Source organism: Paenibacillus sp. JCM 9796 (assembly GCF_055379675.1).
In genome coordinates, this window is the sequence record NZ_AP043723.1 from 5,344,095 (window position 1) to 5,363,967 (window position 19,873).

At 51.5% G+C, this 19,873-nt stretch carries 17 protein-coding genes; 15 read left to right on the top strand and 2 right to left on the bottom strand.

Translation table 11 applies throughout. The annotated features are described in order from the left end of the window. Window positions 1–3: 3 nt before the first annotated feature. The 5 genes from ACZ439_RS25705 (at window position 4) to ACZ439_RS25725 (ending at window position 6,895) form a co-directional block, all read left to right on the top strand. Window positions 4–1,206, top strand: coding sequence for an FAD-dependent oxidoreductase (locus ACZ439_RS25705; protein ID WP_464620361.1), 1,203 nt, complete (start codon window positions 4–6; stop codon window positions 1,204–1,206). A gap of 161 nt (window positions 1,207–1,367) precedes the next feature. Next, window positions 1,368–2,855, top strand: a complete 1,488-nt coding sequence (locus ACZ439_RS25710) for a sugar ABC transporter ATP-binding protein (RefSeq protein WP_464620362.1) — start codon at window positions 1,368–1,370, stop codon at window positions 2,853–2,855. 17 nt (window positions 2,856–2,872) lie between these two features. Beyond that, window positions 2,873–3,850, top strand: a complete 978-nt coding sequence (locus ACZ439_RS25715; RefSeq protein ID WP_141335868.1) for an ABC transporter permease — start codon at window positions 2,873–2,875, stop codon at window positions 3,848–3,850. A 26-nt stretch (window positions 3,851–3,876) separates the two neighbouring features. After that, on the top strand, window positions 3,877–4,764 hold the full coding sequence (locus ACZ439_RS25720; protein WP_464620363.1) for a p-hydroxycinnamoyl CoA hydratase/lyase: 888 nt from the start codon (window positions 3,877–3,879) through the stop codon (window positions 4,762–4,764). After that, window positions 4,754–6,895, top strand: a complete 2,142-nt coding sequence (locus ACZ439_RS25725) for an acetate--CoA ligase family protein (RefSeq protein ID WP_464620364.1) — start codon at window positions 4,754–4,756, stop codon at window positions 6,893–6,895. Before ACZ439_RS25720 ends, ACZ439_RS25725 begins: the two co-directional genes overlap by 11 nt. Before the next feature lie 368 nt (window positions 6,896–7,263). Here the strand turns inward: ACZ439_RS25725 and ACZ439_RS25730 are convergent, their stop codons facing one another. Both ACZ439_RS25730 and ACZ439_RS25735 read right to left on the bottom strand, forming a co-directional pair. After that, window positions 7,264–8,046, bottom strand: a complete 783-nt coding sequence (locus ACZ439_RS25730; protein ID WP_054798554.1) for an IclR family transcriptional regulator — start codon at window positions 8,044–8,046, stop codon at window positions 7,264–7,266. A gap of 59 nt (window positions 8,047–8,105) precedes the next feature. Beyond that, complete coding sequence (locus ACZ439_RS25735; protein WP_464620365.1) at window positions 8,106–8,894, bottom strand: IclR family transcriptional regulator; 789 nt, start codon at window positions 8,892–8,894, stop codon at window positions 8,106–8,108. A 210-nt stretch (window positions 8,895–9,104) separates the two neighbouring features. Between ACZ439_RS25735 and ACZ439_RS25740 the strand changes: the two genes are divergently transcribed. The 10 genes from ACZ439_RS25740 (at window position 9,105) to ACZ439_RS25785 (ending at window position 19,729) form a co-directional block, all read left to right on the top strand. Continuing rightward, a complete protein-coding gene (locus tag ACZ439_RS25740) occupies window positions 9,105–10,556 on the top strand; it encodes an aldehyde dehydrogenase family protein (protein ID WP_054800475.1) in 1,452 nt (483 codons plus the stop codon). An 81-nt stretch (window positions 10,557–10,637) separates the two neighbouring features. Then, window positions 10,638–11,663: a sugar ABC transporter substrate-binding protein gene (locus ACZ439_RS25745; protein WP_054798556.1), complete on the top strand. Its 1,026-nt coding sequence runs from the start codon at window positions 10,638–10,640 to the stop codon at window positions 11,661–11,663. 30 nt (window positions 11,664–11,693) lie between these two features. Then, entirely contained in the window at window positions 11,694–12,728 is a 1,035-nt protein-coding gene (locus ACZ439_RS25750) for a sugar ABC transporter substrate-binding protein (RefSeq protein WP_127610627.1), read from the top strand. A gap of 203 nt (window positions 12,729–12,931) precedes the next feature. Further along, complete coding sequence (locus ACZ439_RS25755; RefSeq protein ID WP_141335868.1) at window positions 12,932–13,909, top strand: ABC transporter permease; 978 nt, start codon at window positions 12,932–12,934, stop codon at window positions 13,907–13,909. Window positions 13,910–13,985: 76 nt separating this feature from the next. Continuing rightward, window positions 13,986–15,155, top strand: a complete 1,170-nt coding sequence (locus tag ACZ439_RS25760) for an acyl-CoA dehydrogenase family protein (protein WP_464620366.1) — start codon at window positions 13,986–13,988, stop codon at window positions 15,153–15,155. 95 nt (window positions 15,156–15,250) lie between these two features. Further along, window positions 15,251–15,685 (top strand): amidohydrolase family protein, encoded by a 435-nt coding sequence (locus tag ACZ439_RS25765; RefSeq protein WP_464620367.1) that lies wholly within the window; start codon window positions 15,251–15,253, stop codon window positions 15,683–15,685. Window positions 15,686–15,925: 240 nt separating this feature from the next. Beyond that, complete coding sequence (locus tag ACZ439_RS25770) at window positions 15,926–16,360, top strand: DUF441 domain-containing protein (protein ID WP_174817608.1); 435 nt, start codon at window positions 15,926–15,928, stop codon at window positions 16,358–16,360. Window positions 16,361–16,700: 340 nt separating this feature from the next. Continuing rightward, on the top strand, window positions 16,701–17,573 hold the full coding sequence (locus ACZ439_RS25775; RefSeq protein WP_201318566.1) for a polysaccharide deacetylase family protein: 873 nt from the start codon (window positions 16,701–16,703) through the stop codon (window positions 17,571–17,573). 69 nt (window positions 17,574–17,642) lie between these two features. Beyond that, the gene (locus tag ACZ439_RS25780) at window positions 17,643–18,212 is read left to right on the top strand and encodes an RNA polymerase sigma factor (protein ID WP_054796263.1); all 570 of its coding nucleotides are present in this window, start codon (window positions 17,643–17,645) and stop codon (window positions 18,210–18,212) included. Next, complete coding sequence (locus ACZ439_RS25785) at window positions 18,209–19,729, top strand: DUF4179 domain-containing protein (protein ID WP_464620368.1); 1,521 nt, start codon at window positions 18,209–18,211, stop codon at window positions 19,727–19,729. Before ACZ439_RS25780 ends, ACZ439_RS25785 begins: the two co-directional genes overlap by 4 nt. Window positions 19,730–19,873 lie beyond the last annotated feature (144 nt).

Consider the following 19,873-nt stretch of genomic DNA (forward strand, 5'->3'; position numbering starts at 1 on the left):
CACGTGTCGCAACATCCAATTGTGATTGTCGGCGCAGGGCCAGTCGGATTAACGGCCGCCACCATTTTAACTCAAGCGGGCCTGCCGGTCATCGTCGTAGAGAAAAGCAATGCGCCAAGCCGGGAATGGCGGGCTTCTACATTCCATGCAGGAACGCTTGAGCTGCTGGAACCGTACGGAATCGTTGAAGAATTAATGAGCCGTGGATTGCTAAGTGAGAAAGTGCAATACCGGGATCGGAAAAACGGCTTGTATGCGGAATTTGATTTCAATCTGCTCAAGAATGATACGAAATATCCGTTCCGTCTGCAATGCTCGCAGGCGACATACGTACAGTTATTGTTCGAGAAACTGAAGAAGCGCGCGAATGCCGAATTGAGGTTCGAGGCCGAGATTACAGGCTTTACCCAAAATGAAAGCGGTGTCACTGTTTCGGTCAAGACGCCAAACGGAATGGAACAGCTTCAAACGCCGTATCTCCTTGGTGCGGATGGAGCAAGAAGCGTGGTCCGCAAAACGCTTGGCTTCGCATTCGACGGATATACGTTTGAAGAACGCTGGCTGCTGGTAGGCACGCCTAACGCACTCGATCAGTACATTCCGGGCTTGGCGTATGTCAATTACATTTCCGATCCGGAACAATTCTTGTTCATGCTTCGCGTACCGGAAGCATGGCGCTTCCTGTATCCCGTGCCTCCCGAAATACCGGATGAGGTCGCGCTCAATATGGATAACATCCAGCGAACGATGCGGGAAGCCTTACATACAACGGATCACTTCCCAGTCGTTGAAAATACGCTGTATCGCATCCATCAACGCGTCGCGGAGAATTTTTATGAAGGAAGAGCGATTCTGCTCGGGGATGCGGCTCATCTGAACAGCCCGATGGGCGGATTGGGATTGAACAGCGGCATCCACGATGCGGTAGACTTGAGTATCAGGCTTATCCGAATCGTTAACGGTGCCGATCGGAAAGCCGAGTTGGACAAGTACAGTGACGCGCGCCGGCGTGTGGCGGTCGAATATGTCAAAAGCATCAGCGAGAAAAATACCCAAGTTGTGAAAGAAACGGATCCGGAACATCGTATAAAGCTGCAGCGGGAGATGGCCGAGCTCGCTAACGATCCGGTCCGCGCCAGACAGTGGCTGCTTCGTTCGGCGATGATCGCGAGCATCCGCGAACAAGGAATCGGCGATGCGCCGTAATCGATCGACGATTAGAAGCCAAGCGCTTCATGCCGAGGGATAAAACCTGAAGCGTAATCCATTGGCTGATGCAGGGAAGCTGACGATCGTGAATGCAAGCCATGCGGACGCGTTTATGCCCAAGTAAGCCGGCCGTAAAAACCCAATGAAAGAGGAGAGCCATGCAGGATAACGAAATCGTGTTCTCGCTGAGGAAGATATCCAAAAGTTTTCCTGGCGTCCTGGCGCTGAACGATGTCTCGGTTGACTTTGTGCGGGGAGAGGTACATGCGCTTCTGGGAGAGAATGGGGCGGGCAAGTCTACTTTAATTAAGGTGCTTGCCGGAGCCCACGCTCCTGACGAAGGGGAAATTCAAATCGGCGGGGAGTGCTACAAAGAGATGACGCCCCGTCTGGCGAAGCAGCTGGGGATCCAGGTGATCTACCAGGAATTCAATCTGATCCCGACGCTGTCGGCTGCGGAAAATATATTTTTGGGCGATTTCATCGGCAACGGCTGGCTGGTTGACAAGAAAGCGATGGTCAACAAGACGAAGGAGCTGCTCGACAGCCTCCAGATCCAATTGGACCCGCGCCGTCTTGTGCGGGACATGTCCCCGGCCCAGCAGCAGATTGTTGAAATTGCCAAAGCGATTTCCAAAGACGTCAAAATCCTGGTCATGGACGAACCTTCCGCCCCGTTGACCATCAACGAAGTGGAAGCGATGTTCAAGATCGTGCGCGTGCTCAAAGAGAAGGGCGTCACCATCATTTATATTTCGCACCGGATGGAAGAGTTGTTCGAAATCTCCGACCGCATAACGGTCATGAGGGATGGCCGGTACGTTTCGACCCAAGCAACCCAAGCGACGAACCGCCAGGAGCTGGTCAGTCTGATGGTCGGCCGGGAGCTGAAGGAAACGTATCCGTCCCGCAGCATAAAGCCGCAGCAAACGCTGCTCGAGGTCAATCGTTTAAGCGGCAACGGCTTTGAGAATATTTCCTTCCAGTTGAAGAAGGGTGAAATTCTCGGGTTTTCCGGCTTGGTAGGCGCCGGACGGACGGAGCTGGCGAGGGCGTTGTTCGGGGCGGATCCCGCCCACACGGGCGACATTGTGTTCGAGGGGCAGAAGGTGAACGTGAGATCTCCGCAAGATGCGATCCGGTTAGGAATGGGACTGATCCCGGAGGACCGGAAGCAGCAGGGGGTCATCCTGAGAAGCACGGTGAAACGGAATATTACGCTGCCCAGCTTGAAGTTTCTGTCGCGGTTTGGGGTGGTCAAGACGAAAGAAGAGCTGGAGCAGGCGGAAAGCTTCAAGAACACCTTATCGATCCGAACCCCTACCTTAGAGCAGAAAGTGAATCATTTGAGCGGCGGCAACCAACAAAAGGTGGTGCTCGCCAAGTGGCTGGCCAGGGATTGCAAAGTGCTGATCTTTGATGAGCCGACACGAGGGATCGACGTCGGGGCCAAACAGGAAATTTATAAACTGATGTGCAGCCTGGCGGAAAGCGGAGTCGGCATCATCATGATTTCGTCCGATATGGAGGAGCTGCTGGGGATGTCGGATCGGGTGATCGTCCTCTCCAGCGGCAGAATGACCGGGGAGCTGGGAAGGGAAGCGTTCGCGCAGGAACGCATCATGGACATGGCGTCACAGCATTGAAGCGGAGGAGATGCGATATGGCACTGAACGAATTTTTTAGGAAATACGGCATATTTATCGTGCTGGCGCTATTGTTTATCTTGTTCTCATCCATGACGGAAGCATTCTTGACGATCAACAATTTGCTCAATATTCTGCGTCAGGTTTCGATGATGGGGATAGTCGCAGTCGGGATGTGCTTCGTCATGATTGCGGGGGGAATTGACCTCTCGGTCGGTGCGCAAATCTCCTTGGTCAGTATACTGACCTCTTGGCTGATGGTCCATGCAGAGGTGCACCCGGTATTGGCGGCGGTTGCCGGAGTGGCGGCGGCGACGCTGGTCGGGTTCGTCAACGGCTATCTGTGGGTGACGTTAAACATCCACCCGTTGATGATAACGCTGGCTACGATGACGATCGTGACAGGGCTAAGCAAAATGATCAGCGGGGGGATGTCCATCTTCGGGTTTGATAAATCGTTTAGGGTTCTCGGACAAGGCTATGTCGGAAGCATCCCGATCCCGGTCATTATACTGATTGTCGTAGCCCTGATCGGCAGCTTTATTCTGAATAAAACGTATTTCGGCCGATATGTGTATGCGCTTGGGGGCAATGAAGAAGCGGCGAGGCTGTCGGGAGTCAATGTCAAGCGAATGAGAATGATGCTCTTCTCCCTGGGCGGATTCATTACGGGCATCGCGGGTATCGTCCTCTTATCGCGTATGAACTCGGGCCAGCCGAACGCGGGGGCCGGGTTTGAGTTCGACGTATTGACGGCGGCGATTCTCGGCGGCATTAGCATCATGGGCGGTGAAGGGAGAATATCCGGCGTACTGACCGGTGTTCTCATCATCGGGGTGCTGAGCAACGGTCTGGTTTTGATGAATGTAGGCGATTACTACCAAAGCATCATCAAAGGGGTCGTGCTGATTGCGGCAATCGGTCTGGACGGTCTCCAGCATAAAAACAGAAAGAAAAAAGCTGTGCCGTCGGTCCAGTTGGCGGCTGGGGGTTGAAGGGATAATCAACGGAGGCAAATCTATTGAAAAGAGGGATATCTTACATGTCGATGCAGGAAGAAAACCAACCCGTGAAGGATCAAGGAGCAATTGGTGGAGAGAACGTGAAGGTTGAATTTGAGGACGGTATTGCCTGGGTGATCTTGAACCGTCCGCACAAGCGGAACGCGATGAGTCCGGCGCTGAACGAAGAGATGGTTGAGATTTTGGAGCAATTGGAGCTGGACGATCGCTGCGGCGTCGTCGTGCTGACGGGCGCGGGAGATTCCTTCTCGGCCGGTATGGATCTTAAAGAATACTTCCGTGAAACCGAGAGGAAGTCACAAGCCGAGATCGCGAAAGTGCGCCGAACGGCAACGAATTGGCAGTGGCGAAAGCTGATGTACTACTCCAAGCCGACAATCGCCATGGTGAACGGCTGGTGCTTCGGCGGAGCCTTCACCCCCCTGATTTCCTGCGATTTGGCCATTGCTGCAGAGGATGCCACTTTCGGTTTGTCTGAAATTAACTGGGGAATCATTCCGGCAGGGAACGTTACCCGCGCGGTTGCCGCGGTAATGGGGCAGCGCAACGCGCTCTATTATATTATGACCGGCGAACCGTTTAACGGCGTAAAAGCTGTGGAAATGGGCTTGGTGAACGAAGCGGTGCCGAAAGAAAAACTGCGGGAGCGGACGGTTGAACTGGCGAGAACGCTGCTTAGCAAAAATCCGGTTGTTCTGAACGCGGCGAAGATGGGCTATAAATATTCCCGCGACATGCCATGGGATACGGCTGAAGATTATTTAGCGGCGAAACAACAGCAGCAAATATCGCTTGATCCGGAACGCGGACGGCAGCAGGGGCTCAAGCAGTTCCTTGACGATAAGACGTTTCGCCCGGGACTGGAGGGTTACAAGCGTGAGTCTTAATTCGAAGCCGCTGGCCAATGCCGCTGCGACGGTCTCCGTGGAGAAGCTGCTTCACCCCCGCTCGATTGCCGTCGTGGGGGTGTCGGCTGCGCCGGGATCGCCTGGCGAAGCCGTTGTGGACCACCTGCGGCGCTTTCGCTATGACGGTGAGATTCACCTGGTCAGCCGGAACCGGGAAGAAGTGAACGGGATTCGGTGCGTGCCGGCCATCGATGACCTGCCGAAAGGGATCGACGCCGTGGTGTTGTGTGTTCCTCAAGCGGCGGCTGTAGAAGCGGTACGGGCTTGCGCGCGACGGGAGGCAGGTGCCGTCATGATTTTTGCCGCCGGGTTCGCGGAGGCAGGCGATGAAGGGATGATTGCCCAGCAGCAAATCACCGAGATCGCTCGCGAGAACGGGATGGCGGTGGCCGGACCGAATTGCATGGGGTTAACCAATTTTATCGATCGTGTTCCGTTGACTTTCGCGCCGGGTCTGAAGGCTACCGCGGTGGAGGGTCAATTGGCCCTGTGCGTGCTGACGCAAAGCGGAGGAATGATGTCTTCGCTGCGGGAAACAAGCCAGGCCCGCGGCATACCGCTCTCCTATGCGATCTCCACAGGCAACGAAGCAGCGGTCGGCGTTGAGGATTATCTGGCCTATTTGCTGGATGACGCATTGACCCGGGTGGTGACCATGTACGTCGAGCATATTCGCCGGCCGCAGCTGTTCTTGCAACTGGCATCGAAGGCCAGAGAGAAGGGGAAATTCATCGTACTGCTGCATCCCGGCAAGAGCGAGGCGTCGAGGGAAGCTGCACAATCACATACGGGCTCGCTCGCCGGAGATTACACGGTCATTCAGACGCTGCTGGAGCATGAAGGCGTCATTATGGTGGATACGATGGAGGAATTGGTAGACGTCGCATGGTTTCTCACCTGCTATCCCGTCCTGCCCGATCGCGGTACCGCGATTGTGACGGACTCGGGTGCGTTCAAAGGCTTCGCCCTTGACTTCTGTCAAGCGGAGGGGCTGGAGCTTCCCCTGCTATCCCAAGCGACGATCGAAGCAATCAAGCCCGTGCTTCCCGAATTCACGACGGCCACGAATCCGCTTGACATCACCGCGCAAGCATTGACGGATATGAGTTTGTATACGGCTGCAGCCGAGGCGTTTCTTGCGGATACTGCGGTCGGAAGCTTGTTGATCGCGGTGCTGCCCGGCTCGCCGAGAATAGGTCTGGCGAAAGGGCGTGCTGCGCTGCCGGCCATATCGGGATCCAGGAAGCCGGTCGCGTATGTCCTGTTGGGAGAAGGATCTCAGCTGGCCGATGAGCTGATTGACGAAATGAAAGCGACCGGCGTACCGTTGTTTCGCTCGGCCGAGCGCGCAATACGTGCGCTTGCTTGCGTGACGAAAGCCGGAATCGCCCGCTCCGAAACGGGCAGGGGCCGCTGTACGGTTACGGTAACGCCGAATCCGCTGCCAGGGACGGGTGCCTTACCTGAATACCTGGGGAAACAATACCTTGCCGCCGCCGGAATTCCGGTGCCGGCGGGCGAGCTGGCCGCAGATGTGGAGGCAGCTTGCGAAATCGCGGGCAGAATCGGTTATCCGGTTGTCATTAAAATATCAGCCGGCGAAATCGCGCACAAGAGCGATATCGGCGGTGTCATTGTCGGCATCGGGCAGGAGTCTGAGCTGCGCGAAGCCTGGACCCGGTTGCACGATAATGTACAGCGGGCGTTTCCGGGGTTGAAGCCGGAGGGCGTGCTGGTCGAGAAGATGGGAATCCGCGGTATTGAAATGGTGGTCGGTGCGCGAAGGGATCCGGAATGGGGCCCGATGGTGATGGTCGGTCTGGGCGGGATCTGGATCGAGATCTTGAAGGACGTATGCTTCATGCCTACGGATATAAGCGAAGAAGCCATAGTGGAGAAAATCCTCACGTTGCGCTCGTCCGCGCTCCTTCGCGGTGCGCGAGGCGCGAAACCTTCGGACTTGAAGGCACTGGCCAAGGTTGTGGCGATCGTTGCGGAACTTATGAGAACGACGCCGGAAGTGGCTGAGATCGACATTAACCCGGTCATCGTATATCCCGACGGAGAGGGCGTATTGGCATTAGATGCGCTTGTCGTCGTATCGGAATGAGGACCGATGCGTGACCGCTCTTTGACCTACAAAGGGGAGGAGAATACGGATGGACATCCTGGTTATAATGAAGCAAACCGCAGCACATAGCGCTTTGCAGACAAGGGGAATTTCCGTATGACCATCCGTGACTGCCTGCAGATAACGAATAGAAAGGACCTGCTAGGGTCCTTTCCGTGTTGAAATTTATTGTATATTTTGAGAGCAAGGTGATTGACACAAGCGGCCCGGACATGGTACTTTATTCGAGAAATGAATTTTGAGTTGCGCAGCTCATTTTGGATCAAAGCAACCTGCCCGGAACGTTCAAGCGGTTGTCGATGCTTCTAAGGAGACCTCATGCGTAATTTAGCTGTATCCACACCACACTATTCTGCCGGTCGGTAACCCATGCGGGAAGAGATTTTCTCGGCCGTGCTTTGAATGAGCTGTTTGATCTCCTCCAACCGATCGTTCAGCTGAATTTCCGGACCGACGACTCCTATAGCCGCTATAGCTTGTCCGTCCAGACCAAATATAGGTGCTGACATGCCGATTACCCCGATATCCGTTTCATTCAATTCTACAAAGAAACGATCTTTCCTGATTTGCAGCAGCCGCTGCCGAACCAGCTCTTTGTCCGTAACCGTAAAGGGTGTGATTTGCTCGATTGGCTCACTCAGAACGCGTTCGATTATTTCGTCAGGCTGATAGGCCAGCAACACCGGCCCCAGTACCCCGTAAAGAAAGGGGCGGCGTACGCCGACGTGCGCCGTCACTTTTAAGCCTTCGTAGCTTTCATTTTCTTTCTTTAAGGAATAAAAGACTTGTCCCTGATTTTCTCTGACGGCCATCAGAACGGTTTGATTCGTCTGGAGATGGAGCTCGTTCAGGAAAGGTTCCGCTTCCTGATGGACGTCAAGCATGGACGTTTTGAGCAAACCAAACTCGATTAGCCTTAAGCCGGGAGAATAGGTTAGAGTTTCGGGATCGTATTGGATCAAACCTCTTCGTTCAAGCGTGTACAAAATTCGATAAGCCGTATTTTTAGGCAGTTTAGACAGCTGTGACAATTCCTCAATGGTCAATGTTGATTTATTAAGGGTAAATGCCTCGAGCACATCGATTGCTCGGTCGATGGCACGGATGGAACTCATGTTGATCTCGCGCATGATAAACCTCCGAAAACTATTATGACTGTATTTTACAGGTGTCCTTCCTTACAGTCAATTCAGCGGATCGTCTCGGTCATGCTGCAGCCCATTTTCGAAGAAATTTTATTGGAGGTTTCGATGACAAGGTTTCTCATGGCCTCCAGTTGATCGTGAAGATGAACTTCGGGACCGACGATTGCAATGGCCGCCGCAACGTTGCCGTTCATATCGAAAACAGGCGCGGATATCCCGGTGACGCCGAGGCTGGTTTCGTTCGATTGAACAAAAACGCGTTCTCGTTTAATTTGTTTCAGCCGCTCGCCGATCCTTGCAGCATCCGTAACGGTATGCTGCGTATGTGGTTGTGGAGGAATGCTTAGAACGCGTTCTATTTGTTTTTCCGGAAGAAACGCCAGAATGGCCTGCCCGAGAACGCCGTACAAGTAAGGACGGCGTACGCCGACGAGCGTGTTTACTTTTAAGCCTTCATGATTTTCGTTTTCTTTTTTGAATACGTAAAAAATTTCATTTTCCTCCGGCAATGCCATCAAAACCGTTTCGTTTGTTAGGGAATGAAGCTCTTCCAAGAAAGGCTCTGCCTCTTGCCGTACATCAAGGGTGGAAGATTTCAGCATAGAAAATTCCAAAAGTCTTAGACCAGGATGATAGGTTAACGCATCGGCATCGAATTGAACGAGTCCTCTGCGTTCAAAGGTGTATAAAATGCGGTATACGGTGTTTTTGGGAATATTGGAAATTTTCGATATTTCTTCGATAGTCAGGGCTGTGCTTTTGGCACTGAACGCTTGTAATACATCGATCGCCCGATCAATTGTCCGAATCGAATTCATATGTATGTCTTTCATGTTAGCTGCCTCCGTTTAATTTTGCATAATTTTTCGTCAAGAACGCTTTCGATTATTGACACGTGCGTGTAACCATGATACTTTTTCATTATAACATAAAATGAGTCAAACAACTCATAATAATTAAAAAGTTGCCCGGTTCAAGAACAACCGTCAGTAAGCAAGGTTTCGGCAAGATTCAGCTTCGTATTAAGAAAGGAGTCATGGAACATGGGTGTCGATAAGCTTCATCTGCTGATCAATAATGAAGATGTGGAGACCGGGCAGTATACCGAGGTTAAGGACCCGGGACGTTACACCGACGTAGTGGGGCTGGTAGCCAAAGGAACCGTTCAGCATGTCGAGCAAGCCGTTCAGGCGGCGCACCAGGCTTTCGCATCGTGGCGACAAACATCTCTGGAGGAACGTAGTGCGCTGTTCATGCAAGCGGCGAAATTATTGGAAGAAGATACTTCCTCATTATCGGAAATGCTGACACGGGAGAATGGCATGCTTCTGAATGATGCGGCCATGGAAGTCGGACTGTCCCCCTATGTCATCTATTTGACGCTTGAGAACGCGCAAGCTTTCTTCCAATCTAAACAAGCGGAGGACGAGGTCAGCTTTGTAAGCGTGGAGAAAAGGCCGATCGGCGTGATCGCAGCCATTGTGCCTTGGAATGCGCCATTTGTCTTGACGCTGCAAAAGCTGGTGCCGGCCGTGCTTGCGGGCAATACGATCGTGATCAAACCTTCCCCGAATGCGCCGATCAGTATTAGTAGGGCTTTGAGAAAAATGGCGGCCTTATTTCCGGACGGCGTCATTAACGTCATTCATGGGGACACCGATGTAGGGACGGCTTTGACCACCCACCCGCTGGTCCGCAAAATCACGTTTACCGGCGGAGGCAAGACAGCGAAGCATATCATGAAAGGTGCGGCGGATTCGCTTAAAGGTGTTCATTTCGAATTGGGCGGCAACGATCCGGCCATCGTTCTCGATGATGCGGATTTGGATGAGGTTGTCCCCAAAATTGTACAAGGCGCTTTCTGGCGCTCGGGTCAAATCTGTTTCGATATTAAGCGGGTATACGTGCCGCAGGCGATGTACGACGCTTTTTACAGGCGAACATGCGATCTAGTGGACGCTTATAAAGTGGGACACGGATTGAACCCGGATGCAACCCTTGGGCCGGTCAACAATAAGCTGCAATACCAGTATGTTAAAGAACTGATCGAAGGCGCAAGACAGAGCGGTGCGAAGGTCATCGAGCTCGGACAGAAGCTGGAGCCGGCCAATTGGGACAACGGCTACTTCCTGCAGCCGGCAGTCGTTGGGGACGTTGAACCCGGCCAAGACATCGTCACTTGCGAGCAGTTCGGACCGGTGATCCCGCTCATTGCTTATCGTTCGGAGGAGGAAGCGCTCCGCATGGCTAATATGACGGAGTATGGATTAGCCTCCTCGGTATGGTCCTCCGATTTTGAAAGAGCTTTGCGGGTCACCCGAGAAATCGAAGCCGGGATGACGTTTATCAATGGACATGGACAGTCTCCTCTCGGCGCCAAGCTTATGCCGTTTGGCGGCGTTAAGCAAAGCGGAATCGGCAGGGAAAATTCGGAAGTCGGCCTTGCGGAATACATCGAGTACCATGCGATCAATTATCACAAGCAAAGTCATTGATGCGAAGAATCAAGCGGTCGAAAGATGAACTGATAGACAGTTAAATGTAAGCGTTAACAATAAAAGCTAGGGGGGCTTTATATGAAAAAGATCAAACCGGCATTGATTATCCTTTTGTCCGCTATGCTTCTGCTGGTTGCGGCATGCAGCAGCAGCGGGAACCTTTCAGGCGGAAATAACGGCGGGGCTGCCAGCAATAATCAGGCAAATACGGATGCGGGTGGGCAGGCAAATAAATCAACAGAGGGAACCAAGCTGAAAGTTGGAGTGACGATTCCCGACTCGACCCACCCGTTCTTTATTTTATTAATCAAGGCCATTGAAGAACGTCTTGCCGCAGAAAACGGTGAACTTCTCGTGTTCGGAGCCAACAACGATGTAAATAAACAGATCAACGACATTGAGAACATGGTGGCATCCAAAGTTCAAGTCATCCTGATTAACGCGATGGAACCGAAAGCCGTTGAATCCGCCGTTCAGCATGCACAAGCAGCCGGCGTTAAATTTATCGCTCTGGGGAACGATGACATGCCGTACGTTGACGTCACCCAAACCATCAGCCATAAAGAGATCGGCAAACTGATGGGGGAGACCGCCGCCAAATGGATCAACGAGAAGCTGGACGGTAAAGCGGAAGTGGGACTCATCGTTTCGAGCGCAAACCAGAGTTTGATCGATCGTTCCAAGGCATTGGAGGAAGCGATCCGGAATAATGCGCCGGGCGCCAAAATCGTGTCCGTGCAGGAAGCTAGAACACAAGCGGCCGCTCAGGGTGTAGCGGAGAACATGCTTACCGCCAATCCGAACCTGCAGGTGATCGCCACGATGATGGACCCCTATGGTCTGGGAGCGTTAGAGGCGGTTAAGGCGGCGGGCCGGGATAATGGCAAATTCTTTATTAACGGAACAGACGGAACGCCGCAGGCACTGGCTGAGGTGAAGGCAGGCGGCGCCTTCCGGGCAACGCTCGACTTGGAGACGGCGAAACAGCCTGATGTCACGATGAACCATATCATGAAGCTCGTGAAAGGCGAACGGGTGGATAAAATTTATTTCTCCAAACTTACGGTTCTCGATGGCGGAAATATCGACCAATTTGCCAAATAAAATTTGGACAATACAAAGGGGGATGTTACGGTGCAAAGATCATTGAAACATTTATTGACAACGGTCATCGCGATCTTGCTTGTGGGTGTCATGTCGGCATGCGGAAACGGAAATGGGAATGGCGGCAACGAAACCTCGTCTGCTAACACGAACACGGCTGCGGGCGATTCCTCGAACCAGGCTGAAGGCTCGAAAGAAAAAGCGCCGTTAAAAGTAGGCTTTGCGGTACCGGATGAAGCGCACCCGTACTTCATCGCTCAAATCGGCGCCATTAAGAAACGGGTCCAAGAACAGGGCGGAGAGCTGTTGGTCGCCAATGCGGGCATGGACGTGAACAAGCAGATTAACAACATTGAAAATCTGGTATCCTCCAAAGTGCAAGCGATGATCGTGTTCCCGATCGATCCGAAGCCGCTGGAGGATTCCTTGAAAAAAGCGCAGGATGCCGGGATTAGAGTGGTCGGCTGGGGATCGTTCGGGATCGAGCATGCGGATGTCGTGGTGAACTCGGATCATACGGCGGTCGGAACTGCGGTAGGTGAAGATGCGGCGAAATGGATTAACGAGAAATTCGGCGGCAACGCGGAAGTCGGGCTCATTATTTCAACCTATAACCCCGGTCTGACCGAGCGAGGCGTCGCGCTGGAAGCTGCGATCAAGAAAAACGCGCCGAATGCGAAGATCGTAGCGAAGCATGAGGCATTGACCGTGGCAGATTCACAGAAAGTAGCCGAGAACCTGCTGACGGCCCATCCGAATATCCAAGTCATTGCCACGATCGACGACTCGGAGGCGCTTGGAGCCTATGAGGCTGTCAAATCCCACGGCAAGGCAACCGGCCATTTTTACATTAACGGTGTCGGTGCAACACCTGAAATGTTAACGAAGCTGAAGGAAGAGGGAAGCGTGCTCCGGACCACCCTGGATATGGCGACTTCCAAGAACCCGATAATCATCGTGGATAACATCCTGAAGCTGCTCGGCGGCGAGAGCGTGGAGAGAGACCAGCTTTCGAAGCTGACGATCGTCAATGCAAGCAATGCGGACGCGTTTATGCCCAAGTAAGCCTGCCGTAAAGACCCGATGAAAGAGGAGAGCCATGCAGGATATCGAAATCGTGTTCTCGCTGAGATGTTTGCCGGAGCCGACGCTCCTGACGAAGGGGAAATTCAAATTGGCAGAATGACCGGGGAGCTGGGAAGGGAAGCGTTCGCGCAGGAACACATCATGGACATGGCGTCACAGCATTGAAGCGGAGGAGATGCGATATGGCACTGAACGAATTTTTTAGGAAATACGGCATATTTATCGTGCTGGCGCTATTGTTTATCTTGTTCTCATCCATGACGGAAGCATTCTTGACGATCAACAATTTGCTCAATATTCTGCGTCAGGTTTCGATGATGGGGATAGTCGCAGTCGGGATGTGCTTCGTCATGATTGCGGGGGGAATTGACCTCTCGGTCGGTGCGCAAATCTCCTTGGTCAGCATACTGACCTCTTGGCTGATGGTCCATGCAGAGGTGCACCCGGTATTGGCGGCGGTTGCCGGAGTGGCGGCGGCGACGCTGGTCGGGTTCGTCAACGGCTATCTGTGGGTGACGTTAAACATCCACCCGTTGATGATAACGCTGGCTACGATGACGATCGTGACGGGGCTAAGCAAAATGATCAGCGGGGGGATGTCCATCTTCGGGTTTGATAAATCGTTTAGGGTTCTCGGACAAGGCTATGTCGGAAGCATCCCGATCCCGGTCATTATACTGATTGTCGTAGCCCTGATCGGCAGCTTTATTCTGAATAAAACGTATTTCGGCCGATATGTGTATGCGCTTGGGGGCAATGAAGAAGCGGCGAGGCTGTCGGGAGTCAATGTCAAGCGAATGAGAATGATGCTCTTCTCCCTGGGCGGATTCATTACGGGCATCGCGGGTATCGTCCTCTTATCGCGTATGAACTCGGGCCAGCCGAACGCGGGGGCCGGGTTTGAGTTCGACGTATTGACGGCGGCGATTCTCGGCGGCATAAGCATCATGGGCGGTGAAGGGAGAATATCCGGCGTACTGACCGGTGTTCTCATCATCGGGGTGCTGAGCAACGGTCTGGTATTAATGAATGTTGGTGATTACTACCAAAGCATCATCAAAGGGGTCGTGCTGATTGCGGCAATCGGTCTGGACGGTCTCCAGCATAAAAACAGAAAGAAAAAAGCTGTGCCGTCGGTCCAGTTGGCGGCTGGGGGTTGACGATATTGGAGCGCCCGCCTTCCCGGTTGACGTTCTATGACGATGAGATTCATCTTACGAAATGGAGGAAGCTCAATTGCAATTTGAATTGAATGAAGAACAGCGAATGGTTCAAAGGACCGTTCGTGAGTTTGTCCAGAAGGAACTGTACCCGCTGGAACAAGACTATCTCCGCAATGACCGGGAGGGCAGGCCCGGTATTACAGAAGAGCAGATTCGAAAGCTCCAACTGAAGGCGAAAGAGGCCGGGTTTTGGGGGATTAATACGCCTGAGAAGTACGGCGGCGCAGATCTTGACCCGATCATGACGACAATCATCAATATTGAGCTCGCGAAAACTTTCATACCGTTTACGTTCGGCGGAGACGCGGACAACATCCTGTACAATTGCAATGAAGAACAGAAGACGAAGTATTTGATCCCCGCCATTAACGGAGAGAAACGCGCTTGCTTTGCGTTGACAGAGCCGGGGGCCGGATCCGACGCTCGCAATATTAAAACCACCGCCGTGAAAGAAGGCAATGAATGGGTGTTGAACGGCGAGAAAGTATTTATCTCCCGGGGGCTTTATGCGGATTTTGCCATGGTGTTCGCCGTGACGGAGAAGGAGAAAGGCGGCAAGGGAGGCGTCACCTGCTTCCTCGTCGACCGCGATATGGGGTGGAGGTCCGAACAGATTCAAACGATGGATGACTGGGCGGTTGCCTCCCTCATTTTTGAGCATGTACGCGTGCCTGAAGAGAATATTCTGGGAGAGCTCGGCCATGGCTTCGAGCTTGCATTGAGCTGGATTACGATGGGACGGATAAAAATCGGAGCATGGTCGGTCGGCGCAGCGGAGCGTTTGCTCAGTATGGGTATCGAATATGCGAATGCCCGCGTCGCGTTCGGTAACGCCATCTCCGAGTATCAGGCGATCCAATGGATGATTGCCGACTCCGCTGTCGAAATCGAGGCTTCAAAGCTGCTCGTGCTGCAGGCGGCTTACATGGCCTCAAAAAAGCGTGATGCCAGGAGACAGTATGCTTCGATCGCTAAATTGTTCGGTTCCAACATGGTCCATACGGTTGTGGACCGTGTGCTGCAAATTCATGGCGGAATGGGCGTCACCAAAGAATTGCCGATTGAACGATGGTACCGAACCGTGCGGAAATACCGCGTGTTCGAAGGAACGGATGAAATCCTTCGCCGGACGATTGCCCAGAACCTGATTAAAGAGCATGTAAAAGTCGGCGAATCGCTTTAACTTATTGTAAGCTCTGAACAAACTATCTGACGGAGGATAAATCGAAATACGAGATTTGGTGGACTTTCGGGTGGCCCTATGAAACGAGTGCGGCCATGGCCCGGCTAGTCTTCTCCGGCATCATGGATCGGCTGCCGCAGCTCAAGCTGCTGGCCCATCATATGGGGGCAATGGTTCCCTATTTCGAGGGGCGCGTAGGACCCGGGTGGGACCAGCTTGGCAAACGGACTTCCGATGAGGATTTAACGCTCGTTCTCAAGGGTTTGAAGCGGCGTCCTTTTGATTACTTTAAAGATTTTTATGCGGACACCGCCGTCTTCGGTTCGCGGGCGGCAACCCTATGCGGTCTCGAATTCTATGGCGCCGATAAAGTTTTGTTTGCCTCGGATTCGCCGTTCGATCCCGAAAAAGGGGTCGGTTATATTCGGGATACGATCTCGGTTCTAAACTCAATAGATCTCTCCATGGAGGACCGGGAGAAAATATGCTACAGAAATGCTGGAAAATTGTTCGGTCTATCCGGCAAGTAAGGTCAATGGTTGCAGAGAAAAATAGCAGGCAGATTAAAGTGCACCCCTTAGAATAATCATTGGACAACCTCTTGGTGAATCCGATGCATGCTAAGGGGTGCAATTTTTCATGGCGAATTTCTATCATCATTTGACTTCTGGAAGGGGAGGCTATTGATATCGTGAAACGATAAGCTTTATAATTCAACTATTAGCCTAAACAATGCGAGAAGGAGGTCGGCCGGGTTGCCTCAACTAGATATGCCAGCGTTCATGCTGATTCTGCTGGCTTTGCTTGGTGTCATCAGCCGCAACAGTTCCATTACGATTGCTGCCGTTGTGCTTTTGCTTATTCGTGTCGTCAATTTGCACCAAGCCTTTCCGTGGATTGAGAAGAATGGACTTTCGCTTGGCATCATAATCCTGACGATTGGCATTCTATCGCCTCTGGCCAGCGGCTCGATTAGCTTCAAGGAGCTCTACCAGTCCTTCCTGCATTGGAAATCGATCGCCGCCATCGCTGTTGGCGTGTTGGTAGCGTATTTAGGCGGACGCGGCGCTCATTTGATGTCCGGCAACCCTACGATCGTGACAAGTCTCGTCATTGGGACGATAATAGGCGTGGCCTTTCTAAAAGGCGTACCTGTTGGGCCGTTGATCGCTGCCGGAATATTATCGCTGCTGATCGGGAAATGACAAAAGAAATACCTTTAATTCCAAGGGGGCGGCCGTAAGGCTGCCCTCTTCGCTAAGAGAAATTCATCCGATAGTGTGTCTGTGAGAAAGCGAGGGGAAGGAGACCAGGGATCAAAAAGTATCCCGCAAATTATTGGACAAATCAAGGAAGAAATTCATGCTAAAAAATAAGGCTTTGAGAAGGCTACCGACTTAAATCGAGATCGGTAGCCTTTAGTATAATACGGTGAGCCTTTAGTTGTTCTGAAAGGATTTGTTTTCAGCGCCAATTTGAACCTTTCTGACTTTTCATACGCCTATTAATTGAACGCGCGTATCCAAGAATGAAGGGTTTTTGGTGATGAAAACGATTAATTATGTTATTTTTGGTATGGTTCTGATTGGAATGATGGCTGCTACCATGGGTTTGGATATGGAGAAGAGTTCGGCAAAAGCGATATATTACGAAGATAAGGCGATCGTATTGGTGTACCATGACGTTTGCAAAAATTTGAAATCTGGGGAGTCCAACTCGTCCACTGTGACTTCCGCTCAGTTCCAGGATCACTTGCAGATGCTGAACAATCGCGGATTTCATATCATTTCCATGGACGACTTTATTACATTTATGCTTCATGGGAAAAGCATCCCGCCGAATTCCGTAGTCCTTACGTTCGATGACGGCTATACATCTTTTTATACCGAGGCATTCCCCATATTGAGACGATTCGGAGCGCCTGCGTTCAATTTTATCGTGGGCATGACATCGGATTTGTTTAACCCCGATGCGGAGATGCATCTGAATTGGGAACAAATGCGTGAAATGAAAGCTTACGGCATGGGGTTCTACAATCATACTTACAATTTACACCGGACCGTTTCCGCGGATAGAACAGGCACCCAGAAGCCTGCACTGACAACAAGCATGTATTTGGAACAGAGACAAAGACCCGAAACCGAAGAGGAGCATCGGAAAAGGATATTCAGCGATTTGTCATTCCTCGAAAAAAGATTTGAACAGGAAATCGGCAAACAGCATAAATTGTTGGCTTTTCCTTATGGCGCCTACAATGATGTCGTCTTGGAGGAAGGTGCCAAGGCGGGGATGGAACTGTTTTTTACGGTGGAGGAAGGTATCAATGAGCCCGGAAGTCGGATCGTCAAAAGGATCAATGCCGGAGAGCCGTATGTCTCCGCCGACCATCTTTGGAATCAGATGAAAAAATTTTTCTAGAAATGAGTTGAATTTTTGAACCGAATGTCCATTTGTTACGCCAATGAGTATAGGGAAAGGAGTGACAGTATGGATTTGGAATCCGAGCGAAAGTTATTGGATGAAATACGACAAGGAAATAAAGAAGCGTTCCGTACTTTGGTGAATCCGTTGATTCCCGGGTCCTTCCGGTCCGCTTTAGCTATTCTAAAATCAAGGCATTTGGCGGAGGAAGCGGTGCAAAATTCGCTGGTCGACATGTATTCTTCAATCATGCAGGGGAAAGACATTCAGCATGTAGGGCGCTGGTTCAGCCGCGTCATTGTAAACCGGTCTATAGACATCGCAAGGAAAGAACACAACCACAAGAACAATCAGGACATCGCCGAGCTGGATATTCAAGACATGTCGGTATCACCATTGGAGGATATTGTGAAGAAAGAGCAGTCCCAACGGCTTGTTAAGTCCGTTATGTCATTGGATCTGCAGCACCGGGTTGTGGTAGGGCTCTATTATTTTCAGGAGTTCAAAATTGAGGAGATCGCTGCCTTGCTGCAGATTAAAGAAGGAACGGTCAAATCAAGACTTTATCATGCCAGATTGAAGCTGAGCCAAATGCTTCATGTATCCCATCCGCAAGAAAAGGAGGTCCAGATATGAAAAGCGACCATGATCTGAAACGGAGCTTAGAACAAGCCTTCGATCGAGTTCCGGATTCGCTGTATCAATTTGTCGACGAATTGCCGGATCGCTTTGAGAAAGGCGAGTTTGAGCATACAATAGACCTCGCCGCAACTAAACGCCGTTTTCCGCGATGGATGCCTTTTATGTCCAAAAGCGCTGCGGCTGCTGTAATTCTAGTCCTTATTTTTTCAGCAGGCGTGACCCTGTCACCAGCGTTTGCTTCATTCGTAAAAAAGGTGCCGGGTTTCGAAGTCGCCGTTGATTGGTTGACGCAAATCAGGGAGCGTGACGGCGTTCAAACGGCCGTCAATCATGGGTATATTCCGATCGAGCCGGTGACTGCCCAGTTAGGCGGAACAACGATCACAATCAGTGATATGTATTTGACGGACGAGGAGCTGTTATTTAAAGCGTTCATTCGCACCGATGAATTTGATGTGTCGGATAATCATACCCCGGTTCATCTCTTCATAAGTCCCGGGAATTTGCGCGGAGGCGGTTCGACCACGGCTTCTTCTATCGCAAGAACGACGGATGGCAGCAATACGCCGATCCGGCAAGACACTTATAAATATCAACTGGAGAATGGAGCCGCTGAACAGTTTCTGGCAAAGGGCGACCCGCTTACATTAAAAGTTAATAAAAGTACGCTCGACCGCGTGTTGAAGCGATCGGAAATGAAGGAACTGGGCACGATTACGGTTCCTATTGATCCAAGCAAGCTACTGCACAATAAAGTTTATGAACCGAAACAAACGCTATCCTTCAGCGATTTGGATTGGAAGGAACTAACGCTGGAGAAGCTGACGATCCAGCCGACGACGATGAACGTCATTATGAAAGGTCAAATGGGATGGGATTTATATTTCCCTAGGGAAGATGACGCAGCTCCGTACTTAAAGGACGATAAAGGGAATGTGTATCGTTACGACCCGTCAGGTACGGGTATCATTCTGGAAGAAGGCAAGCAGCAGCTGCCTTTCTCATCATCGGTCTTCTTTGATCCGAGTGTCCGTAAGTTGTATCTGCACATTGGGGAGCTTCGTGTTACTGAACGCGAACCAAGCGCCAGTTTCGAATTGTCGATGGATGACACGTTCCCCAAAACGGTTCGTTTTAAAAACCGGGATATCGTCATTGAAGGCGCCGAGTATCATCCGGAAGGATATATGCATTTGAAAATAAGAAAAGAGGCACCCGATCAACGATTTTTGGATGGCGTCTGGTTCGACATTGCTGAAAAAGAAGATATGACGGCCAAGTTTGATAAGGAGGATTTGGCAGCATACGAAGCGTTCACGAGTAAGCTGAACGAGCTCATGGAATCGCTAAATGCCAGCGGATTTGGAAGCGCAGAAGACTACAGGAATATGCCGTATCTCAGCGCCTACATTCTCGCGCCCAAGCTGGAGAAGTATACGATTACGATGTCCCGCGCTAACGATCGCATCGTTGTCAATAAAGATTATCCGATTCAGTTGAATACCAAGTAAGTTAGAAAACAGGGGTGGCCGTCCAGAACTTATTTTCGTGTTCTGGGCGGCCACTTTTTAATTTATGGGTTATCAATTAGCAACGCCTTGTTTACTAGTTCTTTATATGGGTTAAACACTCCGTTAACAGTTATACAGTAGACT